The sequence below is a fragment of the Pseudoalteromonas sp. XI10 genome (assembly GCF_001469895.1).
Lineage (GTDB): Bacteria > Pseudomonadota > Gammaproteobacteria > Enterobacterales > Alteromonadaceae > Pseudoalteromonas.
Window position 1 is genome coordinate 176,611 of sequence record NZ_LOPY01000051.1, and the last position, 24,620, is coordinate 201,230.

At 42.9% G+C, this 24,620-nt stretch carries 22 protein-coding genes; 5 read left to right on the forward strand and 17 right to left on the reverse strand.

Going from position 1 to position 24,620, the window contains the following annotated elements; genetic code table 11:
- The first annotated feature begins 189 nt into the window (after window positions 1-189).
- Window positions 190-867 carry a hypothetical protein gene (locus AUR67_RS15035; RefSeq protein WP_058585891.1) on the forward strand — a complete coding sequence of 226 codons (678 nt, stop codon included), beginning with the start codon at window positions 190-192 and terminating at the stop codon, window positions 865-867.
- A 112-nt stretch (window positions 868-979) separates the two neighbouring features.
- Window positions 980-3,550: a M1 family metallopeptidase gene (locus AUR67_RS15040; protein WP_058585892.1), complete on the forward strand. Its 2,571-nt coding sequence runs from the start codon at window positions 980-982 to the stop codon at window positions 3,548-3,550.
- Window positions 3,551-3,589: 39 nt separating this feature from the next.
- Here the strand turns inward: AUR67_RS15040 and AUR67_RS15045 are convergent, their stop codons facing one another.
- Window positions 3,590-3,955, reverse strand: a complete 366-nt coding sequence (locus AUR67_RS15045; protein WP_058585893.1) for a hypothetical protein — start codon at window positions 3,953-3,955, stop codon at window positions 3,590-3,592.
- A 65-nt stretch (window positions 3,956-4,020) separates the two neighbouring features.
- On the reverse strand, window positions 4,021-4,890 hold the full coding sequence (locus tag AUR67_RS15050) for a hypothetical protein (RefSeq protein ID WP_058585894.1): 870 nt from the start codon (window positions 4,888-4,890) through the stop codon (window positions 4,021-4,023).
- Window positions 4,891-5,120: 230 nt separating this feature from the next.
- Here AUR67_RS15050 and AUR67_RS15055 point away from each other — a divergent pair, with 230 nt between their 5' ends.
- The 3 genes from AUR67_RS15055 to yjjG are packed head-to-tail and all read left to right on the forward strand — an operon-like array spanning window position 5,121 to window position 7,295.
- Window positions 5,121-6,020, forward strand: a complete 900-nt coding sequence (locus tag AUR67_RS15055; protein WP_054561042.1) for a phosphoribulokinase — start codon at window positions 5,121-5,123, stop codon at window positions 6,018-6,020.
- Window positions 6,021-6,069: 49 nt separating this feature from the next.
- Window positions 6,070-6,609, forward strand: a complete 540-nt coding sequence (gene yjjX, locus AUR67_RS15060) for an inosine/xanthosine triphosphatase (protein WP_054561043.1) — start codon at window positions 6,070-6,072, stop codon at window positions 6,607-6,609.
- Window positions 6,610-6,620: 11 nt separating this feature from the next.
- Window positions 6,621-7,295 carry a pyrimidine 5'-nucleotidase gene (gene yjjG / locus AUR67_RS15065; RefSeq protein ID WP_054561044.1) on the forward strand — a complete coding sequence of 225 codons (675 nt, stop codon included), beginning with the start codon at window positions 6,621-6,623 and terminating at the stop codon, window positions 7,293-7,295.
- A gap of 71 nt (window positions 7,296-7,366) precedes the next feature.
- On the opposite strand, the gene lpxC is transcribed toward yjjG, so the two are convergent.
- From lpxC to rsmH, 15 genes are all read right to left on the reverse strand, one after another.
- Entirely contained in the window at window positions 7,367-8,278 is a 912-nt protein-coding gene (gene lpxC / locus AUR67_RS15070) for a UDP-3-O-acyl-N-acetylglucosamine deacetylase (protein ID WP_036971181.1), read from the reverse strand.
- Between the two features lie 104 nt (window positions 8,279-8,382).
- Window positions 8,383-9,630, reverse strand: a complete 1,248-nt coding sequence (gene ftsZ, locus AUR67_RS15075; RefSeq protein WP_054561045.1) for a cell division protein FtsZ — start codon at window positions 9,628-9,630, stop codon at window positions 8,383-8,385.
- Between the two features lie 21 nt (window positions 9,631-9,651).
- Window positions 9,652-10,884 (reverse strand): cell division protein FtsA, encoded by a 1,233-nt coding sequence (gene ftsA / locus AUR67_RS15080; RefSeq protein WP_054552726.1) that lies wholly within the window; start codon window positions 10,882-10,884, stop codon window positions 9,652-9,654.
- Window positions 10,881-11,660 carry a cell division protein FtsQ/DivIB gene (locus AUR67_RS15085; RefSeq protein WP_054561046.1) on the reverse strand — a complete coding sequence of 260 codons (780 nt, stop codon included), beginning with the start codon at window positions 11,658-11,660 and terminating at the stop codon, window positions 10,881-10,883. The genes ftsA and AUR67_RS15085 overlap by 4 nt, the downstream gene beginning before the upstream one ends.
- Window position 11,661: 1 nt before the next feature.
- Window positions 11,662-12,582 (reverse strand): D-alanine--D-alanine ligase, encoded by a 921-nt coding sequence (locus AUR67_RS15090; protein ID WP_058585895.1) that lies wholly within the window; start codon window positions 12,580-12,582, stop codon window positions 11,662-11,664.
- On the reverse strand, window positions 12,579-14,015 hold the full coding sequence (gene murC / locus AUR67_RS15095; RefSeq protein WP_275669095.1) for a UDP-N-acetylmuramate--L-alanine ligase: 1,437 nt from the start codon (window positions 14,013-14,015) through the stop codon (window positions 12,579-12,581). The genes AUR67_RS15090 and murC overlap by 4 nt, the downstream gene beginning before the upstream one ends.
- A gap of 17 nt (window positions 14,016-14,032) precedes the next feature.
- Window positions 14,033-15,106 carry an undecaprenyldiphospho-muramoylpentapeptide beta-N-acetylglucosaminyltransferase gene (gene murG, locus AUR67_RS15100; RefSeq protein WP_058585896.1) on the reverse strand — a complete coding sequence of 358 codons (1,074 nt, stop codon included), beginning with the start codon at window positions 15,104-15,106 and terminating at the stop codon, window positions 14,033-14,035.
- Window positions 15,103-16,278: a cell division protein FtsW gene (gene ftsW, locus AUR67_RS15105; RefSeq protein ID WP_054561050.1), complete on the reverse strand. Its 1,176-nt coding sequence runs from the start codon at window positions 16,276-16,278 to the stop codon at window positions 15,103-15,105. Before ftsW ends, murG begins: the two co-directional genes overlap by 4 nt.
- Entirely contained in the window at window positions 16,275-17,600 is a 1,326-nt protein-coding gene (gene murD / locus AUR67_RS15110) for a UDP-N-acetylmuramoyl-L-alanine--D-glutamate ligase (RefSeq protein ID WP_058585897.1), read from the reverse strand. Before murD ends, ftsW begins: the two co-directional genes overlap by 4 nt.
- Complete coding sequence (gene mraY / locus AUR67_RS15115) at window positions 17,601-18,683, reverse strand: phospho-N-acetylmuramoyl-pentapeptide-transferase (RefSeq protein WP_054561052.1); 1,083 nt, start codon at window positions 18,681-18,683, stop codon at window positions 17,601-17,603.
- Window positions 18,677-20,065 carry a UDP-N-acetylmuramoyl-tripeptide--D-alanyl-D-alanine ligase gene (locus AUR67_RS15120; protein WP_058585898.1) on the reverse strand — a complete coding sequence of 463 codons (1,389 nt, stop codon included), beginning with the start codon at window positions 20,063-20,065 and terminating at the stop codon, window positions 18,677-18,679. The genes mraY and AUR67_RS15120 overlap by 7 nt, the downstream gene beginning before the upstream one ends.
- Window positions 20,062-21,540, reverse strand: a complete 1,479-nt coding sequence (gene murE, locus AUR67_RS15125; RefSeq protein ID WP_058585899.1) for a UDP-N-acetylmuramoyl-L-alanyl-D-glutamate--2,6-diaminopimelate ligase — start codon at window positions 21,538-21,540, stop codon at window positions 20,062-20,064. The genes AUR67_RS15120 and murE overlap by 4 nt, the downstream gene beginning before the upstream one ends.
- Window positions 21,533-23,350: a penicillin-binding transpeptidase domain-containing protein gene (locus tag AUR67_RS15130; RefSeq protein ID WP_054561055.1), complete on the reverse strand. Its 1,818-nt coding sequence runs from the start codon at window positions 23,348-23,350 to the stop codon at window positions 21,533-21,535. The genes murE and AUR67_RS15130 overlap by 8 nt, the downstream gene beginning before the upstream one ends.
- Window positions 23,347-23,673 carry a cell division protein FtsL gene (gene ftsL, locus AUR67_RS15135; RefSeq protein ID WP_054561056.1) on the reverse strand — a complete coding sequence of 109 codons (327 nt, stop codon included), beginning with the start codon at window positions 23,671-23,673 and terminating at the stop codon, window positions 23,347-23,349. Before ftsL ends, AUR67_RS15130 begins: the two co-directional genes overlap by 4 nt.
- Entirely contained in the window at window positions 23,673-24,608 is a 936-nt protein-coding gene (rsmH, locus tag AUR67_RS15140; protein WP_058585900.1) for a 16S rRNA (cytosine(1402)-N(4))-methyltransferase RsmH, read from the reverse strand. The genes ftsL and rsmH overlap by 1 nt, the downstream gene beginning before the upstream one ends.
- Between the last annotated feature and the right edge of the window lie 12 nt (window positions 24,609-24,620).

The window sequence follows — 24,620 nt, forward strand, 5'->3', positions numbered from 1 at the left end:
GCCGTATTTATGGCAGTGTCGTTAAGCTGGAAACTTGATACTTATATTGATTTTAACAATAGAACCACTATTACTTGCAATCAATGCCTTGCCTAAATCGCTTTTAATTCCAACTGAAACTCGCATCTTGAGGTGGTTTGGGTATATCAGTTATACTCTTCGACACATCTTTATTATCAAGGTATTAGGTTGAAGTCCCATCTTGGTCGTAGGCCCTTTTCGGCCATGGAATTACATACCCTGTATAATGGTTACATTTATGGTGATCAGCGTTTAGCACGTGAACAAGCTAAGCATTGGCACTTTTGGCTGCCTTTATTTGCCTATTACACCGGTGCCTACAGCGATGAAATTGGCCATTTAACCCTTGATAATATTATCACCCTTGATGGAATTCGCTGCTTTGATTTTCATACACATGGCAAGATAAAACCCCGCTATGTGCCTATCCACAATGCATTACTCGATGCAGGACTTGACCAATACTTAGGCTATTTAAATGAGCAAAATCAGCAACGACTGATGTTTGATTTACCCGCTAAATCTGGTCGCTACAGCGAAAAAGTACGTATTTGGTTTTCGGGTGAAGGCGAACGTGCTGGTTATTTACAAAAGTGCGCTATTCCTACTGTTGATCAGCAAGGTATGAAAACCGCGATAAGCAGTTTACGGCTCAACTTTGAACAACAAGTGCGAATTCATGCACTGCAAGCCAACTGCAAAGACGCTTTTAACTACTTGCTTGGCTTTAAAGATTTCAACGAGCAACGCTTTGCTGATATGCAGTTATTAAATACCGTGCTGCAAAACATACGACAAATAAACCCGCAACTGCATTGGCAGCGTTTCATTGACCGCCATAATTAACTGACAAACTTTGTTACTAACTATTTATTACTGTTCAAATTAAAACCTGATAGCATGGTGATTCGCCCCTCATAGCAGGTGCCTTTCTAACAACAAAAAATCAGGGATACTTATGTTCTTAAAAAGCCTATTAACGGTGAGTGTTGCACTTGCTGTTAGCTCTGCCCATGCCAATGAATATGTTATCGAAAAGCTTGCCAAGCCTAGCTCACAACAAGTAGAACTTACGCTTGATCCTGCCAAAGACAATTTTTCTGGTCATACCGAAATTGCTTTAGAGGTTCTAAAAGCAACGAATTATATCGAATTAAACGGTATTGATTATGCAGTTAGCATGGCGAAAATTTTAGGTGCAGAAAACTGTGACCTAAGTGCTGAAATGCTAAAAACAGGCAAAGTTAAATTCGCTTGTGAAGAAAAAATTCATCCAGGTAAATACACTTTAAAAGTTGATTTTACCGCACCTTATAACCGCCAAAGTGTTGGTTTATATAAAACTTTAGATCAAGGCACACCTTATCTTTTCACGCAATTTGAAATGAGCGATGCGCGTCGTGCATTCCCGGTTTTTGACGAGCCGAGTTATAAAATTCCATTTCAGCTAACTATAACAGCGCCAACATCACAAAAAGTGTATGCCAATACACCGGTTTTAAAAACCAAAGTTGATGGCGATATGACAACGCACTTTTTCGACAAAACACCACCGATTCCTTCTTACTTAGTCGCTATGGCTGTGGGCCCGTTTGAAGAGCTTGAAGTTAAAGGCATGCCAATCCCTGGCCGCGTATTGACTCCGCAAGGTAAAATTCACCTTGCTGATTACGCAAAAGAAAATATGCCGCGTGTGTTAAAAGCCCTAGAAGATTATTTTGGCATTCCTTACGTATACAAAAAGCTAGACTCAGTGGCAGTGCCAGAGTTTCCATTTGGCGCAATGGAAAACGCAGGCCTAGTGACTTATCGTGAAGACATTTTACTAGTAGACCTTGCAACAGCAACGCGCAGCAAAAAAGAGCGTAATGTATCAATCATTGCCCATGAGTTAGCGCACCAGTGGTACGGTAACCTAGTGACTATGAAGTGGTGGAATGATTTATGGTTAAACGAAGCATTCGCAAGCTGGATGGCAGCGAAAATCACTGCACAAATCAACCCAGAATTTGAGTCTCACTTAGACTTACCACAAAACCATGTGATGGCACTGGATGCGCGTTTAAGTACTAAACCTATTCGTAAGCCAATCAAAACTGAAGCTGATATCATGGATGGCCTTGGCCTTGCTTACAGTAAAGGGAGTGCGGTTTTATCTATGGTTGAAAACTGGATTGGCGAAGAGGCATTCCAGCAAGGTATTCGTGCTTACTTGAAGAAATTCTCGTATAAAAATGCAGAAGCTGCTGATCTATGGCAAGCACTAGGCGAAGCGTCTAATAAAGATGTGGCAAGTGTTCTTAAATCGTTTATCGAACAGTCATCTTTCCCACTTATTAAAGTAACGCAAGATGGTAAGAAAATTAATATCAGCCAAAGCCGCTTTGTAAATGCTGGCGTTGATGCACCAGCACAACTTTGGAATGTTCCGGTTGCAATTAAGTATGGTGCAGGCGACAAAGTTAAAACCGCAAGTGTACTGCTGAATAAAGAAACACAGCAACTAACTCTCGACTTTGAACCTGAGTGGATTTACCCAGATCAAGGTGCCATGGGTTATTACCGCTGGGTATTAGATGATGCTCAGTTTAATGCCCTACTAGAGAACGCAGCTGACAAGCTAACGGTACGTGAGCGCTTAGCGCTACTTTCTGCGGTTGATTCATTACTTGATGCAGGTGTTATCTCTGCTGCTCACTTAATGCAAACTTTAGAAGCCTTTGTGAGTGATGCTCACCCATTAGTAGCAAACACAGCATTGGGTTACCTTGCTTCTCAAAAACGCGTATTCGAAGACGACAGCAACCGTGACTTATGGCCTAAATTTATCCGTAACAGCATTGCACCAGCTGCTAAACAATATGGTTTAACAGCAAAAGCAGGTGAAGATGCCGCGGTATCGCAATTGCGTGCGCAAGTTATTGCCCGTTTAGGTTTTGATGGTCAAGATCAAAAAGTCATTGATACCGCAAAAGCACAAGCGGCACTGTACTTAAACAACCCTGAAAATGTTGACCCATATTTAGCCTCAACTTACTTAAACCTTGCGGCTTACCATGGCGATGCGAAGTTACTTGAAAAGTACAAACACACCTTTAAAACCACCAAAGATCCACAAGTGCGTACTAAGATGCTGGCAGCGATGGGTTACTTTGGTAAACCTGAGTTACAAAAAGCAGTTTTAGAATACAGCTTAACGGATAACGTAACAGCTTCAGATATGCGTACGCTATTAGGTGGTTTAGGCTATGGTAAAGAACGTGAAGCACTGTTTATTGAGTGGATTTACAACAATTACGATGCCATCACTAAGAACTTACCGCCGTTCTTTGTACCAAACTTACCGTTCTTCACGACGGCAAGCTGTGATGCGAAAAGCCTAGAGAAAACCAAAACCTTCTTCAACGATAAAATCACTGAAGTACCAGGTTATGCACGTTCTCTTAGTAAGCTTGAAGAAAGCATCAATGATTGTATTGCACTGAAAAACCGTGAGTTAAACTCAGTGAATAGCTTCCTTAAACGCTAATTAAAGTAAATGCGAAAAGGGCCACAATGTGGCCCTTTTTTATTGCGCTAAAATAGCAGTTAACTTAGTTATAAATTGCTCAGCAGCGTCAGGTGAAGTGACTTTAAATGCAATACCATAATGAATGGGCTGTGCACTTTTATGAATGCGAGTTGGAAAACGGGTCATTTCACTACTGTGAAAATAGTCTTTGATACGCTTAATGCCCTCTATTGACTCGAAATCAGCACTGAATACTTCAAATATAGGTCTAATAACGATTTTAGCTTGGCCACTTTGCTCATGAACATAAAATGCCTCTTTTGAGCTAGCTGGCATAAATTCGTTAATATTTTTAATCTTAAAATTACTGCGGCAGCCCGCTTTAACCAGCTGTACACTCACTTGCTCGGCAGAAAAAGACAAAGGCGTTCCTTACATATAACGTGGATAGTTTAGCCACAGTACAGCAATCAGGCAAAAACCGTTACTCATTTATTACATACAAATGCCAGTTTGCTCTGTTTGTAATTTAACCTTGAGATTGAACCTTCACAAAAGCGTCTTAAATCAAGCCACTGTGATACCACTTCAGGCTCAGTCAAACTGCGCTTATGAACTCGGTTATTAACCGCATAGGCCACAGTGTCTTTGTCAATTAAAGCAAAGTCTTGCACCGACTCAGGTAATCTAAATAAATCACTAACTTCCTCAGTTTGCGGCGCAAAGCGTGCAACCCAATGTTGGTTGTTTTTGTTATAACTAAATAAATAACTGTTTGTGTGCTTATCAAAAATTAAAGTACGGCCAATATCACCGGCAATGACACGCGGTTTAGCAGCTGCAACACGAGTGTATTGCAATGTATGCGGCTCACCTAAGATAAACATGATGAGATCTTCATCAGCGCCCCAAGCGTGGTAGCCAACCGGCTCAATCCATTCAAAAACTCGGCTAGCAACAGATTCTTCTGCTAATGGATACTGCCATAACTTTTGCTTGCCATCTGCTTCAACCACGATTGCCGACAAGACTTGCTGATTTGGCATCAGCGTAGGCGAGTATTCACTGACAGGCGTGTTGGTGATATTCACGCTGCTCTTAGATGTAAAGTCATAAAACGCAATATCGGTTTGTGACTGGCCATTTTCCTCAACAACCTCATGGGTATAGTAAAGCCCTGTATCAACTAAAAATGGTTGATTATTATAAGCTTTATCATCTGTTACTCGCGACACCTGCATACCATATGGGGTGTCTAACTCGGCAAGTAATATTTCGCTTTTAGGCATCGCTGCATGTACGTGACTGGTAAAAAATGTCCCTGCTGCGACGAAAAGTAAAGACGAAATCAATTTCATGTTGTTCTCTCGTTTTAATTTTTATCAGCCCATGATAGCGTTAATTAATCCGCCAGTCACTTGACCTTACCATGCTCGACCTTTATAACTAGGACGTGTTCGTTTTTTATCAGTTTCTACTGATTGATTTTATGCACGATAATACCAATCGAGCTAAGTAACTGACCATTTTACACGCTAAAATAGTTAACAATTTAAGCCGACTGGTATCAACAATAACGAGAATAATTATGTCAGCTAAACACCCAATCATCGCTATTACCGGTTCATCTGGGGCGGGGACTACCACAACCACCAATGCAATTAAGCACATTTTTAGAAGCTTAAGCATTGATGCAGCCTTCATTGAAGGCGATAGCTTTCATCGTTATACACGTCCAGAGATGGATAAAAAAGTCCGTGAAGCACAGCAAGAAGGTAAGCATATTAGCTACTTTGGCCGAGAAGCTAATGATTTTGGCGCCCTTGAGGAGCTTTTTTACCAATATGGCGAAACCGGGCAAGGTAAAATCAGACGCTACTTACATACTTTCGACGAAGCGGTCCCTTATAACCAATTACCGGGCACCTTTACACCTTGGCAAGACTTAGAATCAAATACAGATATCTTATTCTATGAAGGTCTACATGGTGGTGCTGTCGATGAGAATCATGATGTTGCTAAGCATGTCGATTTATTGATTGGCATGGTGCCTATTATTAACCTTGAGTGGATCCAAAAGCTCATTCGCGACACCTCTGAACGAGGCCACTCTCGTGAAGCAGTAATGGGCTCTATTGTGCGCTCGATGGACGATTACATAAATCATATTACTCCGCAGTTTTCGCGTACTCATATTAACTTCCAGCGAGTGCCGACGGTTGATACCTCAAACCCATTCAGCGCAAAAGATATTCCTTCTTTAGACGAAAGCTTTGTTGTTATTCGCTTTCGTGGCATAGATGACGTCGATTTTCCGTACTATTTGAGCATGATTGAAGGCAGTTTTATGTCTCGTATCAATACCCTTGTGGTACCCGGTGGTAAAATGGGCTTAGCAATGGAGCTTGTGCTAACGCCGTTGATCAAAGATATAATTTTGAAAAAACGCGCCCTTGAAAATTTAGCTCCGGTTGACTTGCCGATTTAACTCACTCGGGTACACTGCTGACTCTGGTGAAAACAATGGAGTCGTCGGCTTGAAACAAACTTTACGTGTTATTGTTGGTTCAAAGAACCCCGTTAAAATTAACGCGGCTAAACATGTCTTTAGTCTTTATTTCCCAAATCATACCATTGAATGCAAAGGTGAAGATGCGCCTTCTGGCGTGCCTGATCAGCCACTAGGTGAAGATGAAACCCGCATCGGCGCTGAGAATCGAGTTAAGTATTGCCAAGATCACTTTGACGCCGACTTTTATGCAGCAATGGAAGGCGGCGCAGAACAATTTAGTTATGGCGCTGCAACCTTTGCCTTTGTAGTGATTGCAAACAAGCAGCAATTTAGCGTTGGTCGCAGTAGCAACCTACCGTTACCGCAACCTTTTTACGATGCCTTGCTAGCTGGTAAAGAGCTAGGTGATGTCATGGATGAGGCGTTCAATACCGTTAATATCAAACAACAAGGTGGTGCTATTGGCTTATTAACCAATCATCTTGCCACGCGCGAAAGTACTTATGTACAAGCGCTGACATTGGCCATGGCGCCATTTTCACACCCTACCCTATTCAACCAGTAATTAGGATAACCATGAAGTATAGCCACGTATTATTCGATGCAGATGAAACGCTATTTAGTTTTAATGCATTCGAAGGTTTAAAAGTGATGTTTGCACATTACGGCGTAGAATTTACTGAGTCAGATTATCATCATTACCAAGCAACCAATAAGCCGCTTTGGGTTGCTTATCAAAAGCATGAAATTACCGCCAGCGAGCTACAGATAACTCGCTTTACAGAATGGGCTAATAGACTCGATGTGCCAGCAAAAGAGCTTAACGATGGCTTCTTGGATGCTATGGCCTCTATTTGTGTGCCATTACCTGGTGCAGTTGACTTGCTTACAAAGTTAAAACCACACGCCAAGCTAGGCATTATTACCAATGGGTTTGCTAAGTTACAACAAAAACGCCTAGAGCACACCGGTTTGCAGGATATGTTCGATTGGCTAGTTATTTCAGAGTTAGTCGGTAAAGCAAAGCCTGCCCCAGAGATTTTTCAACATACATTTCAATTAATGGGGAATCCGCCAAAAGAGCAGATTTTAATGGTAGGTGATACCGCTGCCAGTGATATTTTAGGTGGTCACAATGTGGGTATCGACACGTGTTGGTTACAACACCCAGGAGTTGAGTTACCAGAGGACATTAAACCAACTTATCAAATCAATCAGTTGGTCGAGCTTGAAGCTATTCTAGGCTTGTAATTCTTGATAATAGTTTGGCAAAAAAAATGACGCTTAAAGCGTCATTTTTTATAACTGTAATATGCTTGCGATTAAGCTGTCGCTACTTCTAGGCCTGGTGCTGGCATAGTCACTGGGGTATCGAATGTTGCCCATTCCCATGCTGACTCAGTCGCCATAATTTTACGAAGTAGTTTATTGTTTAAATCATGGCCTGATTTATAAGCCGTGATTTTACCTAGAATGTTGTGGCCAGTCATAAACATATCGCCCACACAATCTAAGATCTTGTGTTTAACAAACTCATCGCTATAACGTAAGCCGTTTGGATTAAGTACTTTAAACTCATCCAATACAACTGCGTTATCCATGCTACCACCTAATGCTAGGTTGTTAGCGTGCATATACTCGATATCTTTCATAAAGCCGAAAGTACGTGCGCGGCTGATTTCTTCAGTGAAGCTTTGTGCCGTGATATCTAAACCGATACGTTGGCGGCTTTCATTGATTGCTGGATGATCAAACGCAATTTCAAAATCGATGTGGAAACCATCGTATGGTTCGATCTCAGCCCATTTATCGCCTTCTTCAATACGTACTTTTTCTTTAATACGAATAAAGCGCTTAGCTGCATTTACTTCTTTAATGCCGCCTTTTTGTAACAAATAGATGAATGGTAATGCACTACCATCCATAATTGGTACTTCTGAGCTGTCTAATTCAACAATTAGATTATCAATACCCATTGCCGCTACCGCCGCAATAAGGTGCTCAGTCGTTGATAAGCGAACGCCATCTTTGTTTGTTAAACAGGTACACAGTTGCGTATCACCAACGGCTTCTGGTGTTGTTTCAAAATCAACAACCGGATCAAGGTCTACGCGACGAAATACTATCCCAGTATTTGCGCTCGCAGGTCGGAGAGTAATAGTGACCTTCTCACCTTTATGAAGTCCAATTCCTATGGCTTTGACTACTTCTGCAATCGTACGCTGTTTAATCATAGGTTCGCTCACTTATAGTTACAGTTAGACGGCGAATTGTATCATAAATACATCCAGCTGCCAATTTGTTTATTTATCGAACAAAATAACCAGTAAAAGTCTATTTAGTCAGCTTGCTTTCTAAGAAAAGCAGGGATATCGAAATAATCTCCCCCTTCTGACTTATCAGATTTTTTGCTGCTCTCAGTGCTGCTAGATACTGAGCTGCTCGTTGTACTTTGTTGTACTGGCTCTTGCTTTTCAGACGCTGATGACATGCTTACATCATCGCTGCTACCTTGACTTGCAAAGCTTGGTACATACATGCTGCTAGTTGTTTGGTTCATTGAGCTTTGTACATCAGAGCCTGATGCTTTCTTAAAGCCATTATCAACAATACCAAACTGAGGACGACGATCGCCGCCTAAACCTGTTGCAACAACCGTTACACGTAACTCGTCGCTCATTTCAGGGTCAATTACCGCACCAACAACCACTGTTGCGTTTTCTGACGCAAGTGCTTTAACGTGGTTACCAACAATTTCAAATTCTTCAATCGCAATATCCATACCTGCAGTGATATTAACTAGGATACCTTTAGCACCAGTTAAATCGACATCTTCAAGTAGTGGGCTTGAGATAGCTGCTTCAGCTGCTTCTTGCGCACGGTCAGGACCAGACGCTGATGCTGTGCCCATCATCGCAGTACCCATCGCTGACATAACTGTACGTACGTCGGCGAAATCCACGTTGATTAGACCAGAACGTGTGATTAGCTCTGCAATACCTTGTACCGCACCAAATAACACGTCATTCGCTTTTGCGAAGGCATCTAATAGTGTAGTGCCTTTGCCTAAAACTTTAAGCAATTTATTGTTCGGAATTGTAATAAGTGAGTCTACAGTTTCTGACAATTCATTAATGCCTTGTTCAGCAGCTGCAGCACGCTTTTTACCTTCAAAGTCAAACGGGCGCGTTACAACAGCAACCGTTAAAATTCCTAACTCTTTAGCAATTTTAGCAACCACTGGCGCAGCACCTGTACCAGTACCACCGCCCATACCAGCTGCGATGAACACCATGTCAGCGCCTTCAAGGCTGGCACGGATAGTCTCAGCGTCTTCTTCAGCAGAGTTACGACCCACTTCAGGGTTTGCACCCGCACCTAGACCAGAGGTGATTTGTGTACCTAGCTGTACAGTTACATCAGCCGACGAATTACGTAATGCTTGTGCATCCGTATTCGCAGCAATGAAACGTACGCCTTCAATTTGTTGTTTTACCATGTGCTCAACAGCGTTACCGCCGCCACCGCCCACGCCAATTACTTTAATGACAGCTTCTTCGCTGTGCTGTTCCATCATATCAAACATGTTTACTCTCCGACTTGAGTCTTAAAACTCACCTTGGAACCACTTAGTAATACGGTTCCACCAATTATTATCACCTTCAGCTTTCGACTTTTGTGCATTCATCGATTGCATTGTACGGCCGTATTGTAACAAACCAACCGCGGTCGCGTACGAAGGATCATCTACATAATCTGTCAAACCAACAATCCCGATTGGTTTGCCAATTCTGACTGGCATTTGGAAAATGTCTTCTGCCACTTCCATTGCACCCGTCATTTTTGCTGTTCCGCCAGTAATGACGAGACCTGCAGCAATTTGGTCTTCAAAACCTGAGCGGCGTATTTCTTCCATCGCCAACTCGAATAATTCTCTAAAACGTGGCTCAACAACCTCAGCTAAAGTATGGCGCGACATAATACGCGCAGGTCGGCCACCAACACTCGGTACTTCAATAGTGTCTTCGTTGCTTGCCATTTGGCTACTCGCACACGCATATTGTACTTTGAGTGACTCAGCATGTGATATAGGTGTTCTAAATATTTTTGCAATATCACCAGTCACTTGGTTACCCGCCACTGGAATAACCGCTGAATGACGAAGCGCACCATTAATATAAATGGTGATATCCATGGTGCCCCCACCGATATCTAACACGGCTACACCGAGCTCTTTTTCGTCATCTGTGAGTACTGAATAACATGATGCCAGTGCAGTAAAGATCAACTGATCCACTTCAAGGCCACAACGCTCAACACATTTCTCGATATTCTTTGCCATATCGTTTGAGCAAGTAATGATGTGCGCGCGAGCTTCCATACGCACACCGCTCATGCCAAGTGGGTTTTTAATCCCTTCTTGCATATCGATGCTGTATTCTTGTGGCAATGCATGTAGCATTTTTCGTTCTGCCGAAATAGGCACTGAACGAGCAATGTGAATGACATTTTCAATATCTTCGTCAGTCACTTCCGTGTTGTTAATTGCCACTACACCGCTTTCATTTTGGCACTGGATATGTTTTCCAGAAATACCTAAATAAACAGAGCTAATACGACAATCAGCCATCAACTCAGCTTCATCTATAGCTCGACGAATCGATTCAGAAACAAGGTTAAGGTCGTTAACGCCGCCTTTATCCATACCATGCGATACTTGGCTGCCAACACCCACAATGCTTAGTTTGTTATCTGCGGTGATTTCACCAACGGTGGCCACAACTTTCGATGTGCCAACGTCTAATCCAATCACTAGGTTTCTTTCTGCTGACTTGGTCATGCCTTACTCTTATTTTCTAATTGTTCTTCTTGCACTGGCTTCCAGCTCACTGCAAGACCGGTATCATACCGTAAATCAACAACATCGATTTGTGCATCTGCACGTTGTTCCATGCGCGGATACACGTCAATAAAACGCTGTACACGCTTTGCTTTTTCTTTGCGGCCTAAGTTCAGGCGAATGCCGTTATCAAGCCATAACTGCCACGAAAAGCGCTCAGAAAGCGCTAAACTGGTCAGCTCTAAGTTATTCACTTTGAGCATTTCTTGAAATTGACTAAAAGCAGTCCACGCCTCGATTTCACTGCCTTCTGGGCCATATAGCTGTGGCAAGCTTGTAGGTAATTTATCACTACTTGCTTGGAACACTTCGCCAGCTTGGTTTAACAGTAAATCACTATTCCAATGCGCTACAGCTTGATGCTCAACAACATATACTTGCAAGGTATCTGGCCATTGCTTTCTGACCGATGCCGTTGCCACCCACGGTAAGCCTTGTACTAAGCGTTGCACATGTTTTACGTCTAATTCAAAAAAACTCGATAAGTCGGCTTTTTTTATTGCACCAATAATTGCTTTCTCATCAGTATATTGGGGTTGCCCAAGTACTGATAAGTGCTTTATTTGTGCGTCTTTGTTCTCTACCAACCAATCTGAGACGCCTGTAGTGATTTTTACTAATGCAAAAATCACTACTAGAAAAAAGCTCACACCAAAAATCAACGACCAATTTAGCTGCTGTTTTAATTGTTGCGCTTTTTCTAAAAAAGGATGCATATTAAAGGGTTTGCTCCAAAATGCGAACAACTAATTGTTCAAAGCTTGCACCATTAGCTTTTGCAGCCATTGGCACTAAAGACTTTTCTGTCATGCCTGGTACCGTATTTACTTCTAATAAGTAAAAGTTACCTTGCTGATCACGCATTGCATCAACACGACCCCAACCACTTGCACCGACTAAATCAAACGCTTTTAATGCCATATCTTGCAACAATTCAGTTTCTTGCACAGATATATCTGCAGGGCAATGATACTGAGTTGTATTCGATTGATACTTAGCTTGATAGTCATAAAAACCATTTGGCGTCGTCATCTCAATGACAGGCTGAACATCTTGCCCTAGTACAGCAACAGTAAATTCACGGCCAGTGATCCATTGCTCAACAAGCACTTGGCTATCAAACTTAAATGCAGCATTAAGCGCAGCATCAAGTTGCTCTGCGCTGTTTGCTTCTGCCATACCAATGCTTGAGCCTTCATGTGACGGTTTCACCATCACTTTACCAAATTCATTAATAATCGCTTGGCTATCAAACTCATGGCGGCTATCAACAACAGTGTAAGGTGCTGTGCTCAGCCCCATCGCTTTAAATAAATGCTTACAACGTACTTTATCCATCGCAAGCGCAGAACCTAAAACATCACTGCCTGTATATGGGATACCCATAAACTCAAGTGCACCTTGAATAGTGCCATCTTCACCACCACGACCATGAAGGGCAATGAATACACGTTCAATGTTTAATTCTTTTAATTGCCATAACGGCTGATCTTTCGGATCAAAAGCAATGGCATCAACGCCAGCACTTTGCAAAGCATTCAATACAGCTTGGCCTGATTTAAGAGATACTTCTCTTTCGGCAGATGTGCCGCCGAAAAGTACCGCAACTTTGCCAAATTTGTCACTTAACTGGCTCATACATTTACCTGCTTTAGTTGTTCAATAGACAACTCGGTTGCTGCTAACTTTTTCACTAACTGGCCTATGTTACCAGCGCCTTGTGTTAAAACTAAATCATTATCTTGCAATGTATTCGCAAGGACACCAGCAAGCTCAGAGTTGCTAGCAACATGTAATGGCTCTTTACCACGCTGGCGTAAACTGCGACATAAACTCTTGCTGTCGGCCCCCACGATTGGCTCTTCACCCGCTGAATACACATCTAGCAGTAATAACTGATCAACATCTGCCAGTACTTTGACAAAGTCTTCGTATAAATCACGAGTTCGACTATAACGGTGCGGCTGATAAATCATCACTAAACGTTTATCTGGCCACCCTTCACGAACCGCCGCAATTGTCGCAGCAACTTCTGATGGATGATGACCATAATCATCAACTAACATGACATTGCCGCGCTCATTTTCAAAGCTTCCGTAATGCTGAAAACGACGACCCACCCCTTCAAATTTTGTTAGCGCTTCTAAAATTGCATGGTTAGCGATGTTTTGATCTTTCGCGACCGCAATCGCAGCAGTCGCGTTAAGCGCATTGTGCTTACCCGGCATATTAAGCGTAACTGCTAGGCTTTCACCTTGCTTATTCACAACATTAAATGAACAAGTATTCGCTGTTTGGCTAAAATCAACCATGCGGTAATCAGCTTCTGCCGACTCACCATAGGTAATAACAGGACGTCCAAAGCGAGGGATCAGCTCTGCAGCAACCTCAGAATCAATACACACCACAGCTAAACCATAAAACGGTAAGTTATGAATGAAATCAACATACGTGTCTTTCATTTTTTCTAAGCTACCGCCGTACGTATCCATGTGATCTTCTTCAATATTTGTGATCACAGATACCATAGGCTGTAAATGTAAGAATGACGCATCGCTCTCATCAGCTTCTGCAATTAAAAAGTCACTTTTACCAACCTTGGCATTACTCCCAGCACTGTTTAGCAAGCCACCAATAATAAAGGTTGGATCAAGGCCTGCTTGTGCATAAATGCTCGCGATTAAACTCGTGGTTGTTGTTTTACCATGAGTGCCAGCCACTGCAATACCGTGGCGAAAACGCATTAATTCAGCCAACATTTCTGCGCGGCGAACAATTGGAATACGCGCCGCTTTTGCTGCTTTAATCTCAGGGTTTTGCTCGTTAATCGCACTTGATACCACCACCACGCTGGCATCTTTTACATTGTTCTCATCATGACCAATAAATACTTCTGCACCCACTTTAATTAAGCGCTCAGTCATCGCACTGTGCGCAATGTCTGAACCTGTGATGCGGTAGCCTTCAAAAGCAAGTACTTCGGCAATACCACCCATGCCTGCGCCACCAATACCCACAAAGTGGATAGTGTCGATACGACGCATCGCAGGACGAGTGTTGTTTTCTTTCATCGTGCTTTCTTTCACTACTAATCTCTTCTATCTGCTAGTTGCTCACAGCGTTTTGCAACATTGGCTGTGGCATCTAAAATAGCAAGCTGTTTTGCTTTACTTGCCATTGTTGAAATTTTTTCTGGTGCATTTACGTAAGGCGTTAATAACTCAACAACCGCCGTTTGGTTAAACTCACTTTGCTGCATAATCAACGCAGCTTGCTCAGTCACTAAATACTTTGCATTGGCAGTTTGATGGTCATCTACAGCATGCGGAAAAGGCACAAATAAGGCCATTCTTCCTGCTGCCGCAATCTCACTCACCGTTAATGCACCAGCACGGCAAATTACCAAATCGGCCCATTGATATGCACTATCCATATCATCAATAAATTCAGCAACTTTACTATTTTCAGTTAATCCTAACTGTTGATAGCTGGCAGTCACATTCGGTTCATTATTTTTACCCGTTTGGTGCCATATATTAAGCGTTGTTAGCGCTGAAAGTTCACTGAATACAGCAGGTAAAGTCTCATTTAGTACCTGTGCACCAAGTGAACCGCCTACCACCAGCACATTAATTGGTGTCGTTGTTTGCTTAGCAGTGACATTAGCGACACTTGCTCTGACTGGGTTACCGACTACTTCACATTGTTCTTTTGCAAAAGCCGATGGAAAAGCTGCCAGCACTTTGTTGGCAAACTTCGCTAGCCAGCGGTTACTCATGCCTGCAACAGCATTTTGCTCATGAATAACCAAAGGAATTCCTAAGCTCTTTGCTGCAATGCCAGTAGGTCCGGTCACATAGCCACCCATAGCAAGAACAACATCAGGCTTTTGAGCTTTTAAAATTTTACGTGCTTGAAAAATCGCATTCATCACCATAAAAGGTGCTTTAATCAGGCGTTTAATTCCATTTCCGCGTACACCTTTTACATTGATAAAATCAATCTCAATGTTGTGCTTAGGTACTACCCTTGCTTCCATTCTATCAGGCGTGCCAATCCAGCTAACTTGCCAGCCTTGCTGTTTTAAAAAGTCAGCCACGGCAATACCTGGAAAAATATGGCCACCGGTACCACCTGCAACAACAAGTAACTTTTTACTCATCGTTTACCTCCACGTGAGGTTGCCTGCTTAGTCGCCATCTTTGTTTCAAAATCTATTCGCAAAAGTACACCTGTTGCTATGGTCATAATTAATAAGCTAGAGCCACCGTACGAAATAAACGGTAGTGTTAAGCCTTTGGTTGGCAAAATACCTGCACTTGCACCAACATTTACCATGGTTTGAAACGCAAACCAGATACCAATAGCAAAGGCAAAATAGCCTTCGTACTCTTTGCCACATTGCAGCGCTTTTTGACCAATTAACAGGGCTCTGAATACAAATACAGCAAGCACAATCAAAATACTAAATACGCCAAAAAAGCCGAGTTCTTCACCAATCACTGCAAATATAAAGTCATTATGTGCTTCGGGCAGGTATTGCAGTTTTTGTACGCTATTGCCTAAGCCTTGACCAAACCAACCACCTTGGCTGTACGCCATTAGCGATTGTACTAACTGATAACCTTTACCGAATGGATCTTCCCACGGTTCTAAAAAGCCTGTAACACGAGCCATACGATATGGTTCAGCGATAATTAGCACTACCACTGCAGCAATACCCGTTAAGATAAGGCCAAAAAACTGCCATAACTTAGCACCCGCTAAAAATAACAAACCAACTGTCGTCACAAACAATACAACCACTGTACCTAAGTCTGGCTGCATCAAAATCAAAAACGCATACACACCAAATACAGCTAATGGCTTAAAGAAACCTTTTAAGTTCTCTTGTACTTCTTCACGTTTACGCACTAAGTAACCAGCAATGTAGCTAAAGAAATACAGTTTGGCGGCTTCAGCAACCTGAAAGCCCACTGGGCCAATAGGTATCCAACGCTTTGCACCGTTCACTTCACGGCCAACAATCAGCACCAAAACCAGCAAACCTAAACCCAGCAACAATAAATAGGCGTTACTGCGCTTCCACCAATCCATAGGCACGTTAGTGGCAATCCAAAACAAGAAAAAGCCCATAATTAAGAACATGCCATGGCGAATGATAATGTGATACGGATTATCAAATAATCGCTCTGCTGTTGGCATAGAGGCACTGGTTACCATCACAAAGCCAACGCCAATCAACATCAACATGCAATACAATAACGGCACATCATAAAGCTGTGGCGATTGCTTTGGTGTTAATGCTTCACGGATGTCAGCAAATGCAATCATACTGCCTCCGCCAATACGCACTGCGCAAAGTCATCACCACGTTGCATATAATTGTTATACATATCAATGCTGGCACATGCAGGTGCCAATAAAACGATATCGCCACTGCTGCTTAACTGTTTTGCTAGTTGCACAGCTTCATGCATGTTGGTGGTTAGGTGACCTTTTTCAGTCAGAGCCACTAACGCTTTAGCATCTTTACCAAAACAAACAAGCGCTTTTACTTTGTTGTTTAAGTATGGCTTTAGGGCATCTAAATCAGCTCCTTTTGCATCACCACCGGCAATCACAACTAATTGCTTTGCTTGACCTGCTAAGCTTTCAATCGCAGCGATGGTTGCACCTACGTTGGTCGCTTTTGAATCGTTAAAGTATTTTACTTCATTAATTTCAGCAACGAACTGACAACGGTGTGCAAGCCCAGTAAAAGCACTAAACGCTTGCTGGTAATGCTCTTTAGCAATATCAAACGGGCTCAGTAATGCCATTACCGCTAAGGCGTTTTGTTGATTGTGTGAGCCAACAACATTTAAGCAGCTTGCGGGTAATACTGGCTTACCATGTGCTGCAAAATATTGCTCACCTTGATGTTCAACCAAGGCAAAATCTGCATTGGCGAGCGCAAAGCTCACTTGAGGCTGCTTTGCAGTATGCGTTGCCACATCAATGGCATTAACTACCGCAAGCTCAGAGCCGTTATAAATACTTTGCTTAGAGTCAATGTATGCTTGATAACTTGGATAACGATCGAGGTGATCTTCGCTAACATTCAATACACAGGCACTTTTTGCTTTTAAGCTGTGTGTGGTATCAAGCTGAAAGCTCGACAGTTCAAGCACATACACATCATAGTCTTGCGATAATAAATCAAGTACCGCAGTACCAATGTTGCCACCAAGGCCAACTTTATAACCTGCCGCTTTAAGTACTTCAAACGCCAATGTAACTACAGTCGACTTACCATTTGAACCTGTCACCGCAACAATTGGTTTATCTGTTAAACGAGCAAAAAGCTCGACATCACCAATCACTTCAACACCAGCATCAATCGCTTTTGCTACTGCAGGTGTCGCGAGGCTTAGACCTGGGCTGATGATAATAATGTCATTGCTGGCTAAGTCTGCCTGCTCTAAATCACCAAAGTGAGTCGTTAACTCACTGGCATGCTCATTTAGCCAATCAGCACCCGGCGGCGCTGTGCGGCTATCAACAACAATTGGCTTAATATTCTGAGATAATAAAAAACGCACAATGCCCAGACCGGTTACACCGAGTCCGAGCACTGAAATTTGTTTATTTTTAATCTCGTTAATAACTGTCATTTACCTGATCTTTAATGTCGCAAGGCCAGCAAGTACTAGCACGATTGAAATAATCCAAAAGCGCACAATTACGCGCGGCTCAGGCCAACCCTTTAATTCATAATGGTGGTGAATAGGCGCCATTCTAAAAATACGTTGACCACGTAATTTGTAAGAGCCCACTTGTAAAATCACCGACAATGCTTCCATTACAAACACACCACCCATGATGATAAGAACCAGTTCTTGGCGAACCAGCACTGCAATAATCCCCAAAGCACCACCAAGTGCTAATGAGCCTACATCACCCATAAATACCTGTGCTGGGTAGGTGTTAAACCATAAGAAACCAAGTCCAGCTCCCACAATTGCTGTACACACAACCACAAGCTCACTGGCGAGTGGCAAATGCGGAATATGTAGGTAGCTTGAGAAATTAACGTTACCTGTTAAATAAGCAATAATGGCAAGCGCTGCCGCCACTAAAATGGTTGGCACAATCGCTAAACCATCAAGGCCATCTGTTAGGTTTACCGCGTTCGACGTACCTACTATTACAAAGTAAGTCATCACGATATAAAACAACCCTAGCTGTGGTAACACGTCTTTGAAAAACGGCACAACTAATGAGGTTTCGCTGCCTTGCTGCGAGGTAAAATAAAGTGCACTGGCAACCACTAACGCAATCACTGATTGCCAAAAGTATTTCCACTTCGCAATTAAGCCTTTAGGGTCTTTGCGGATCACTTTACGGTAGTCATCAACAAAGCCAACCACACCTAACGAGCCCACGACAAATAAGGTTGCCCAAACATATTTATTTGAAAGGTCTGCCCACAGTAATGTGCTGGTAAAAATCGCTCCTAAAATCAAAATACCGCCCATAGTTGGCGTGCCTTTTTTAGATAGGTGTGACTCTGGACCATCGTGACGAACCACCTGACCAATCTGCATTTTTTGTAATGCACGAATTAGCTTAGGGCCAAAATAAAGTGAAATAAGTAGTGCTGTTAAAATACCTAAAATCGCGCGCAGCGTAAGGTAAGAAAAAACATTAAAACCACTGTAATACTGTGTTAAATACTCGGCCAGCCAAACTAACATGACGATACTCCATTGTTGCCATTTTGCTGGCTATTTACTAAATCTGTGACCACAAGCTCCATACGAGAACTACGCGAACCTTTTACAACAACTGTGGTTTTTTGCTTCGATTGAGCAAGTTCACTTTGTAATTGTTGTAATAATTGTTCACGGCTTGAGAAGTGGCGGTTTGGCTTTTCAAATACATCACTGGCTGATTTACTTAGTACGCCTAAGCTATAAAGTTCATCAATGCCTTTTTGCTGTGCATATTCACCGACTTGTTGATGATAAAAACGCGCTTCTTCACCAAGCTCGCCCATATCACCTAACGCCAAAATACGACGCCCCGGCATATCACTTAATAAATCAATTGCCGCTTTAACCGATTGCACGTTCGCGTTGTAGGTATCATCAATAACCGTCAATGTGTCTGACACTTTAAGGACGTTTACACGACCTTTAACTTCACCCATGGTTGCCAGCGCTGATGCAACACTTTCGAGGCTTACACCCAGCTCAGTGGTTAACGCGGTGGCTATTAATGCATTTGCAATATTATGTTTGCCCGGTAAAGCCAGTGTGACAGGTACTTTTTTATCTTTATTACAAAGCACAAAAGAAGCACGGGCTTGCTCATCAAGCACCACATCTTCTGCCCAATAATCTAATTGTTGGCTAGTAGAAAAACGTTTTACGTTGCGATCAGTTAATTTATCAAGCCAAAAATCGGCATAATCACTGTCGCAATTAACTACGGCAACACCATCAGGCTTTAAGCCGTCATAGATTTCGCCTTTGGCCGTTGCTACACCTTGTAGTGAGCCAAAACCTTCTAAGTGAGAAGCTGCAACATTACATACCACAGCAACATCAGGTTTCGTCATTGCTACTGTGTATGCAATTTCACCAATGTGGTTGGCACCTAATTCAATCACCGCATATTGGTGTTGTGGTTCAAGGCGTAATAACGTGAGTGGTACACCAATGTCATTATTAAAGTTGCCTTTTGTTGCCAGTACTTCACCATGGCCAGATAAAATCGCCGCACACATCTCTTTAACGGTCGTTTTACCCACGCTACCTGTAATAGCAATTGTTTTTGGTGCAACCTGTGCCATCACAGCTGCGCCAATTTGGCCAAGCGCAATACGTGTGTCACTGACCACAAACTGCACAATATCGACATTAACAGGACGCGCTACAATGGCAGCTATCGCGCCTTTTTCTTTTGCTTGCGCAACAAATTTGTGACCATCAAAATTAGGCCCTTGTAGCGCTAAAAACACTTCACCATCGCACAAAGTACGAGTGTCTGTGTTAATATTTTTTACCGTTTGATTACCACCTTGGTAATCTGTTGCTAGAACTTTAGCTAGCCAATCAAAATCCATAGGGATCATAACTGCGCCCCTTGCGATTTTTCATTTAATTGTTGTTGTACATATTGACGATCGCAGAAGTCGATTCGTTGGTCGCCAATAATTTGATAATCTTCGTGGCCTTTGCCCGCAATTAGAATGACATCATCAGCACCTGCTTGCGCAATGGCATAACTAATAGCCAGCGCGCGGTCTGCTTCACAATGTGCACGTTCAGGCTGCTCAAGCCCCGCAACCACATCAGCAATAATTGTGTCAGGGTCTTCACTTCTTGGGTTATCGCTGGTGACAATAATATGGTCTGCATTACCTTCAGCAGCTTTTGCCATCATCGGGCGTTTGCCTTTATCACGGTCACCACCACAGCCAAACACACAGCTGACGCCACCTGGAACATGTTTTTGCAATGCTTGTAATGCCAGAGCTAACGCGTCAGGTGTATGAGCATAGTCAACAATACAAGTCGGTTGACCTGGCGCACTAAATGCCTGCATGCGCCCAGCAACAGGCTGCAATGATTTGCACCCTTCAACGAGTAATTCAAGTGGGTAACCCATACCTAATAAAGTGGCCATTGCAGCGGCTAAATTATATAAGTTGAACTCGCCAAACAGTGTGCAATTAACTTCAGCCTGCCCCCAACTGGTATCGAACTTCGCCGATATACCGGTGTTATCATATGTTACATCGCTGAAATACACAAAGCGTGCATTTTCAGGTGTTAGGTTTTTATGGCCGTAACAAATTAGGTTATTGAAGTCGTATTTTTCTAACCACGCTTCAACTTGAGCATCATCTTGATTAAGCACCACAAGCTCAGGCATATGGTCACGCATTAACATCAACTTCGCATCACCGTAGGCATCCATCGTGCCATGATAATCTAAGTGGTCACGCGAAAGGTTAGTAAACACAGCGGCTTTAAATTTACACTGATCAACACGTTGCTGAACTAAGCCATGAGATGAGACTTCCATAGCCACAACATCATGCTGTTCTGTTACAAGTTCAGATAAAATACGCTGTAAATCAACGCTCGATGGTGTGGTGTTTGCAAGCTCAGCCAGGTTATCAGGGTGCCCATAACCGAGCGTACCAATCACAGCCGCACGTTTATGACAGTGCTGTGCTAAATGCGCGATCATCGCTGTAGTCGTTGACTTGCCATTGGTGCCTGTCACACCCACTAAATCCAACTGCTTTGATGGTTGCTGGTAAAAAGCAGCTGCAAGTGCAGGCAGCTTTTTCGCTAAATCGGTAACTAAATAAAGTGGTTCAAACTCACTTTCGAACTCACATAAACGGTCAGCAATAACTGCCACCGCACCATTTTCAATGGCTTTTTCAATAAACTGTCCGCCATCGAGTTGATGACCTTTTATGGCGACAAACACATCGCCAGCTTTTACATCTCGGCTATCAAGACGTAGTTGATTGACCACTAAACTATTGGCCTCAACATCAATATGATTAAGAATCGGTTTTAAATCACGCATCGTTATCTTTGCCTTCTACGTACGCAACCGCATCTTTGTCCGGTGCAACGTTTAGAATTCTTAAGGCATTGGAGACAATCTCTGCAAATGCAGGACCTGCCGTCGCACCGCCGTAATAAACATCTCCACCCGGCTCATTAATCAATACTACTACCGCTAAACGCGGGTTGCTTGCAGGTGCGATACCAGCAAAATAACCAACGTATTCGTCACCGTAACCACCAACAGCGGCTTTTTTAGAGGTACCTGTTTTACCTGCAGCACGATAACCATCAACGTGAACTTTTTGTGCAGTTCCACCTTTCTCAAACACGCTTTCCATCATGTGAACAACAGCTTCAACATCTTTTTGTTGAAAAACGCGTTCACCTTCTGGTACCGACTCTTGTTTAAGTACAGTCAATGGGCGCATAACGCCGCCTGAACCTAACATGGCATAAAAACGCGCCATTTGTGCGGTACTTACTGCTAAGTTGTAACCAAATGATAGTGCCGCAATTTCATGATCAGACCAGCGGCGATTTGGATAAAATAAACCACTGCTTTCACCAACCATGCCCGTGCCACTGTCGCTGCCAAAACCAACTTTTTGATAAAGACCAACAAAGTAATCTTTTGGTAACTCTTGGCTGACCTTAGTCACACCCATATTGCTTGAATATTTTAAGATCTCTCTTAAAGTCATCTCACCATGATTACGAGTATCTTGCACAAGGCTTCCACCTACTCGCATCCAGCCAGGGTAAGTATCAACAATTGAATCCGGTTGAATTACGCCGTAGTCTAAACCAGCTAAAATGGCTAGCGGCTTAACAGTTGAGCCTGGCTCAAACAAATCGGTGATAGCACGGTTACGGCGCTTATGCGGCGCAGCATCTGATAAGTTATTTGGGTTAAACGATGGGCTATTTACCATAGCCAACACTTCACCGGTTTTGACATCAACAACCATGGCTGAACCTGAGGTCGCTTTGTACGATAACACCGCTGATTTCACTGCCTTATAAGCAATTGCTTGAATACGTTGGTCGATACTTAAATGAATACTCTCTGGCTCTACACGCTCGCGCTCATCAAGAACTTCTACTTCACGGCCTTGCGCATCTTTACGAATAGTACGCTGACCTTCAACACCGGTTAACGCCTTTTCATAAAGCTTTTCGATCCCCTCAATACCATGACCATCAATGTTAGTAAAACCAATAACATGAGCTGTCACTTCACCGGCAGGGTAATAACGTTTTGACTCATCAAGTAAGTGGATACCTGGTAAACGAAGATCACCAATATAGTTAGCTACAGCAGGGGTAACCTGGCGTTTTAAGTAGACAAAACGACGCTTTGGATTATCACGAAGGCGAGAGTTAACTTTACTTGGGTCAATACGTAATACATCCGCAAGTTCACGCCAGCGAATATCATTATTGTAATAAGCGGCAATACGTTTATCTAACTCAACAGTATTTTCAGCAAGTGCTTGCTGATCTTCACCATTTTTACGTGCTTGACGCAGAACCTTACTGATCAGGGATTTATGTAGTGCTTTAGGATCGGCATACACACTCACCACAGGCACGCTGACTGCCAACTCTTTACCATTGCGATCGAAGATCATGCCTCGCTGCACATGTTGTTTTTCAACTCGAACAGTACGTTTATCACTTTCTGAACGCGCTTTATCTGGCTCAATGACCTGTAAAAAAGCGGCACGCGCAACCAGCGTCATAAAGACTAGCAACACCACTGAGCACACGAGCAAAAAGCGCCATGTTATCAAGGTATTCGTTGGCTTTTTCCCTCTGCTTCTCATTGCAGTACCACCACCTGTTCGTCTTGGCTAGTTGGCCGTTTCATTTCTAATTGCATGGTTGCGACTTCTTCAATACGCGCATGCTGCGAATAAAATTCTTCTTCTACAAGCAAGTAACGCCACTCAAGATCAAGTTCATCGCGCTCTTGCAGTAATTTATCTTGTTCAATCAATTGTTGACGCGCTAGGTGCGTCACTTGAACCACACTTAAGCTCGAAGCAAGGATCACAACCAACAAGGCCAAGGTCAGCTTATTAGCTCCTAGGCCTTTAAAAATCTCTACAAATAAATTGGGTTGGCGATGTGTCGCTTTAGCTTTCATTACAACCTCTGAGCAACCCTTAACACAGAGCTACGTGAACGCGGGTTAGCTTCTATTTCCGCCTTACTCGGCTTAATGGCTTTACCCACTGCCTTTAACGTCAGGTTTTTGTTTATTTGTGCGTCCGTCAAAGGCAGACCTCTGGGTATCGCCTCTCCCTTACTCTGTTTTTTTATAAACTGCTTAACAATGCGATCTTCTAACGAGTGGAACGAAATAACGACTAGACGCCCACCTGGTTTTAAAACGTCAACAGCGGCTTGCAGTGCAGTTTGAATTTCTTCAAGTTCACTGTTGATATAAATACGGATCGCTTGGAATGTACGTGTAGCTGGATGTTTGTGTTTATCTTTCACTGGCACCGCTTCATCGACTAACTCAGCAAGCTGCTTTGTGCTTGTGATTTCAGTGTGCTCACGTGTTTCAATTATTTTATGAGCTATACGGCGACCAAACTTTTCTTCGCCGTAGGTTTTAATCACATGAGTGATATCTTCAAGCTCAGCTTCAGCGAGCCATTGTGCAGCACTGCGACCACTGGTTGGGTCCATGCGCATATCAAGCGGACCATCTTTCATAAAGCTAAAACCGCGTTCAGCATCATCAAGCTGTGGCGAAGAAACACCGATATCTAACAAAATACCGTCTACTTTACCGATTAAATCGTTATCTTCGGCAACTGTTTTAAGGTTTGAAAAACGAGTGTGGGCAATCGAAAAACGTGCATCATCAGCAAACTTTTCTGCGGCTTTAATAGCTTGTGGATCTTGGTCAATTGCTTGTAAACGACCTTGCTCACTTAAACGCGCAAGAATTTGTCCAGAGTGCCCACCGCGACCAAATGTGCCATCCATGTAAATGCCTTCGGGTTTAATATCCAAAGCATCTATGGTTTCGTCCATCAGTACAGAGACATGTTCAAATTGCGCTGTCATTAGCTATTTTTT

What these genes read in the sequence shown, in the direction of transcription:
- murD (WP_058585897.1), bottom strand. Translation starts at nt 17,600, where the DNA reads ATGACAGTTATTAACGAGATTAAAAATAAACAAATTTCAGTGCTCGGA.
- murC (WP_275669095.1), bottom strand. Translation starts at nt 14,015, where the DNA reads ATGAAAGAAAACAACACTCGTCCTGCGATGCGTCGTATCGACACTATC.
- ftsA (WP_054552726.1), bottom strand. Translation starts at nt 10,884, where the DNA reads ATGACCAAGTCAGCAGAAAGAAACCTAGTGATTGGATTAGACGTTGGC.
- rsmH (WP_058585900.1), bottom strand. Translation starts at nt 24,608, where the DNA reads ATGACAGCGCAATTTGAACATGTCTCTGTACTGATGGACGAAACCATA.
- AUR67_RS15085 (WP_054561046.1), bottom strand. Translation starts at nt 11,660, where the DNA reads ATGCATCCTTTTTTAGAAAAAGCGCAACAATTAAAACAGCAGCTAAAT.
- lpxC (WP_036971181.1), bottom strand. Translation starts at nt 8,278, where the DNA reads ATGATTAAACAGCGTACGATTGCAGAAGTAGTCAAAGCCATAGGAATT.
- AUR67_RS15055 (WP_054561042.1), top strand. Translation starts at nt 5,121, where the DNA reads ATGTCAGCTAAACACCCAATCATCGCTATTACCGGTTCATCTGGGGCG.
- murE (WP_058585899.1), bottom strand. Translation starts at nt 21,540, where the DNA reads ATGCGTGATTTAAAACCGATTCTTAATCATATTGATGTTGAGGCCAAT.
- AUR67_RS15120 (WP_058585898.1), bottom strand. Translation starts at nt 20,065, where the DNA reads ATGATCCCTATGGATTTTGATTGGCTAGCTAAAGTTCTAGCAACAGAT.
- AUR67_RS15130 (WP_054561055.1), bottom strand. Translation starts at nt 23,350, where the DNA reads ATGAGAAGCAGAGGGAAAAAGCCAACGAATACCTTGATAACATGGCGC.
- mraY (WP_054561052.1), bottom strand. Translation starts at nt 18,683, where the DNA reads ATGTTAGTTTGGCTGGCCGAGTATTTAACACAGTATTACAGTGGTTTT.
- ftsW (WP_054561050.1), bottom strand. Translation starts at nt 16,278, where the DNA reads ATGATTGCATTTGCTGACATCCGTGAAGCATTAACACCAAAGCAATCG.
- ftsZ (WP_054561045.1), bottom strand. Translation starts at nt 9,630, where the DNA reads ATGTTTGATATGATGGAACAGCACAGCGAAGAAGCTGTCATTAAAGTA.
- murG (WP_058585896.1), bottom strand. Translation starts at nt 15,106, where the DNA reads ATGAGTAAAAAGTTACTTGTTGTTGCAGGTGGTACCGGTGGCCATATT.
- yjjG (WP_054561044.1), top strand. Translation starts at nt 6,621, where the DNA reads ATGAAGTATAGCCACGTATTATTCGATGCAGATGAAACGCTATTTAGT.
- ftsL (WP_054561056.1), bottom strand. Translation starts at nt 23,673, where the DNA reads ATGAAAGCTAAAGCGACACATCGCCAACCCAATTTATTTGTAGAGATT.
- AUR67_RS15090 (WP_058585895.1), bottom strand. Translation starts at nt 12,582, where the DNA reads ATGAGCCAGTTAAGTGACAAATTTGGCAAAGTTGCGGTACTTTTCGGC.
- AUR67_RS15040 (WP_058585892.1), top strand. Translation starts at nt 980, where the DNA reads ATGTTCTTAAAAAGCCTATTAACGGTGAGTGTTGCACTTGCTGTTAGC.
- AUR67_RS15050 (WP_058585894.1), bottom strand. Translation starts at nt 4,890, where the DNA reads ATGAAATTGATTTCGTCTTTACTTTTCGTCGCAGCAGGGACATTTTTT.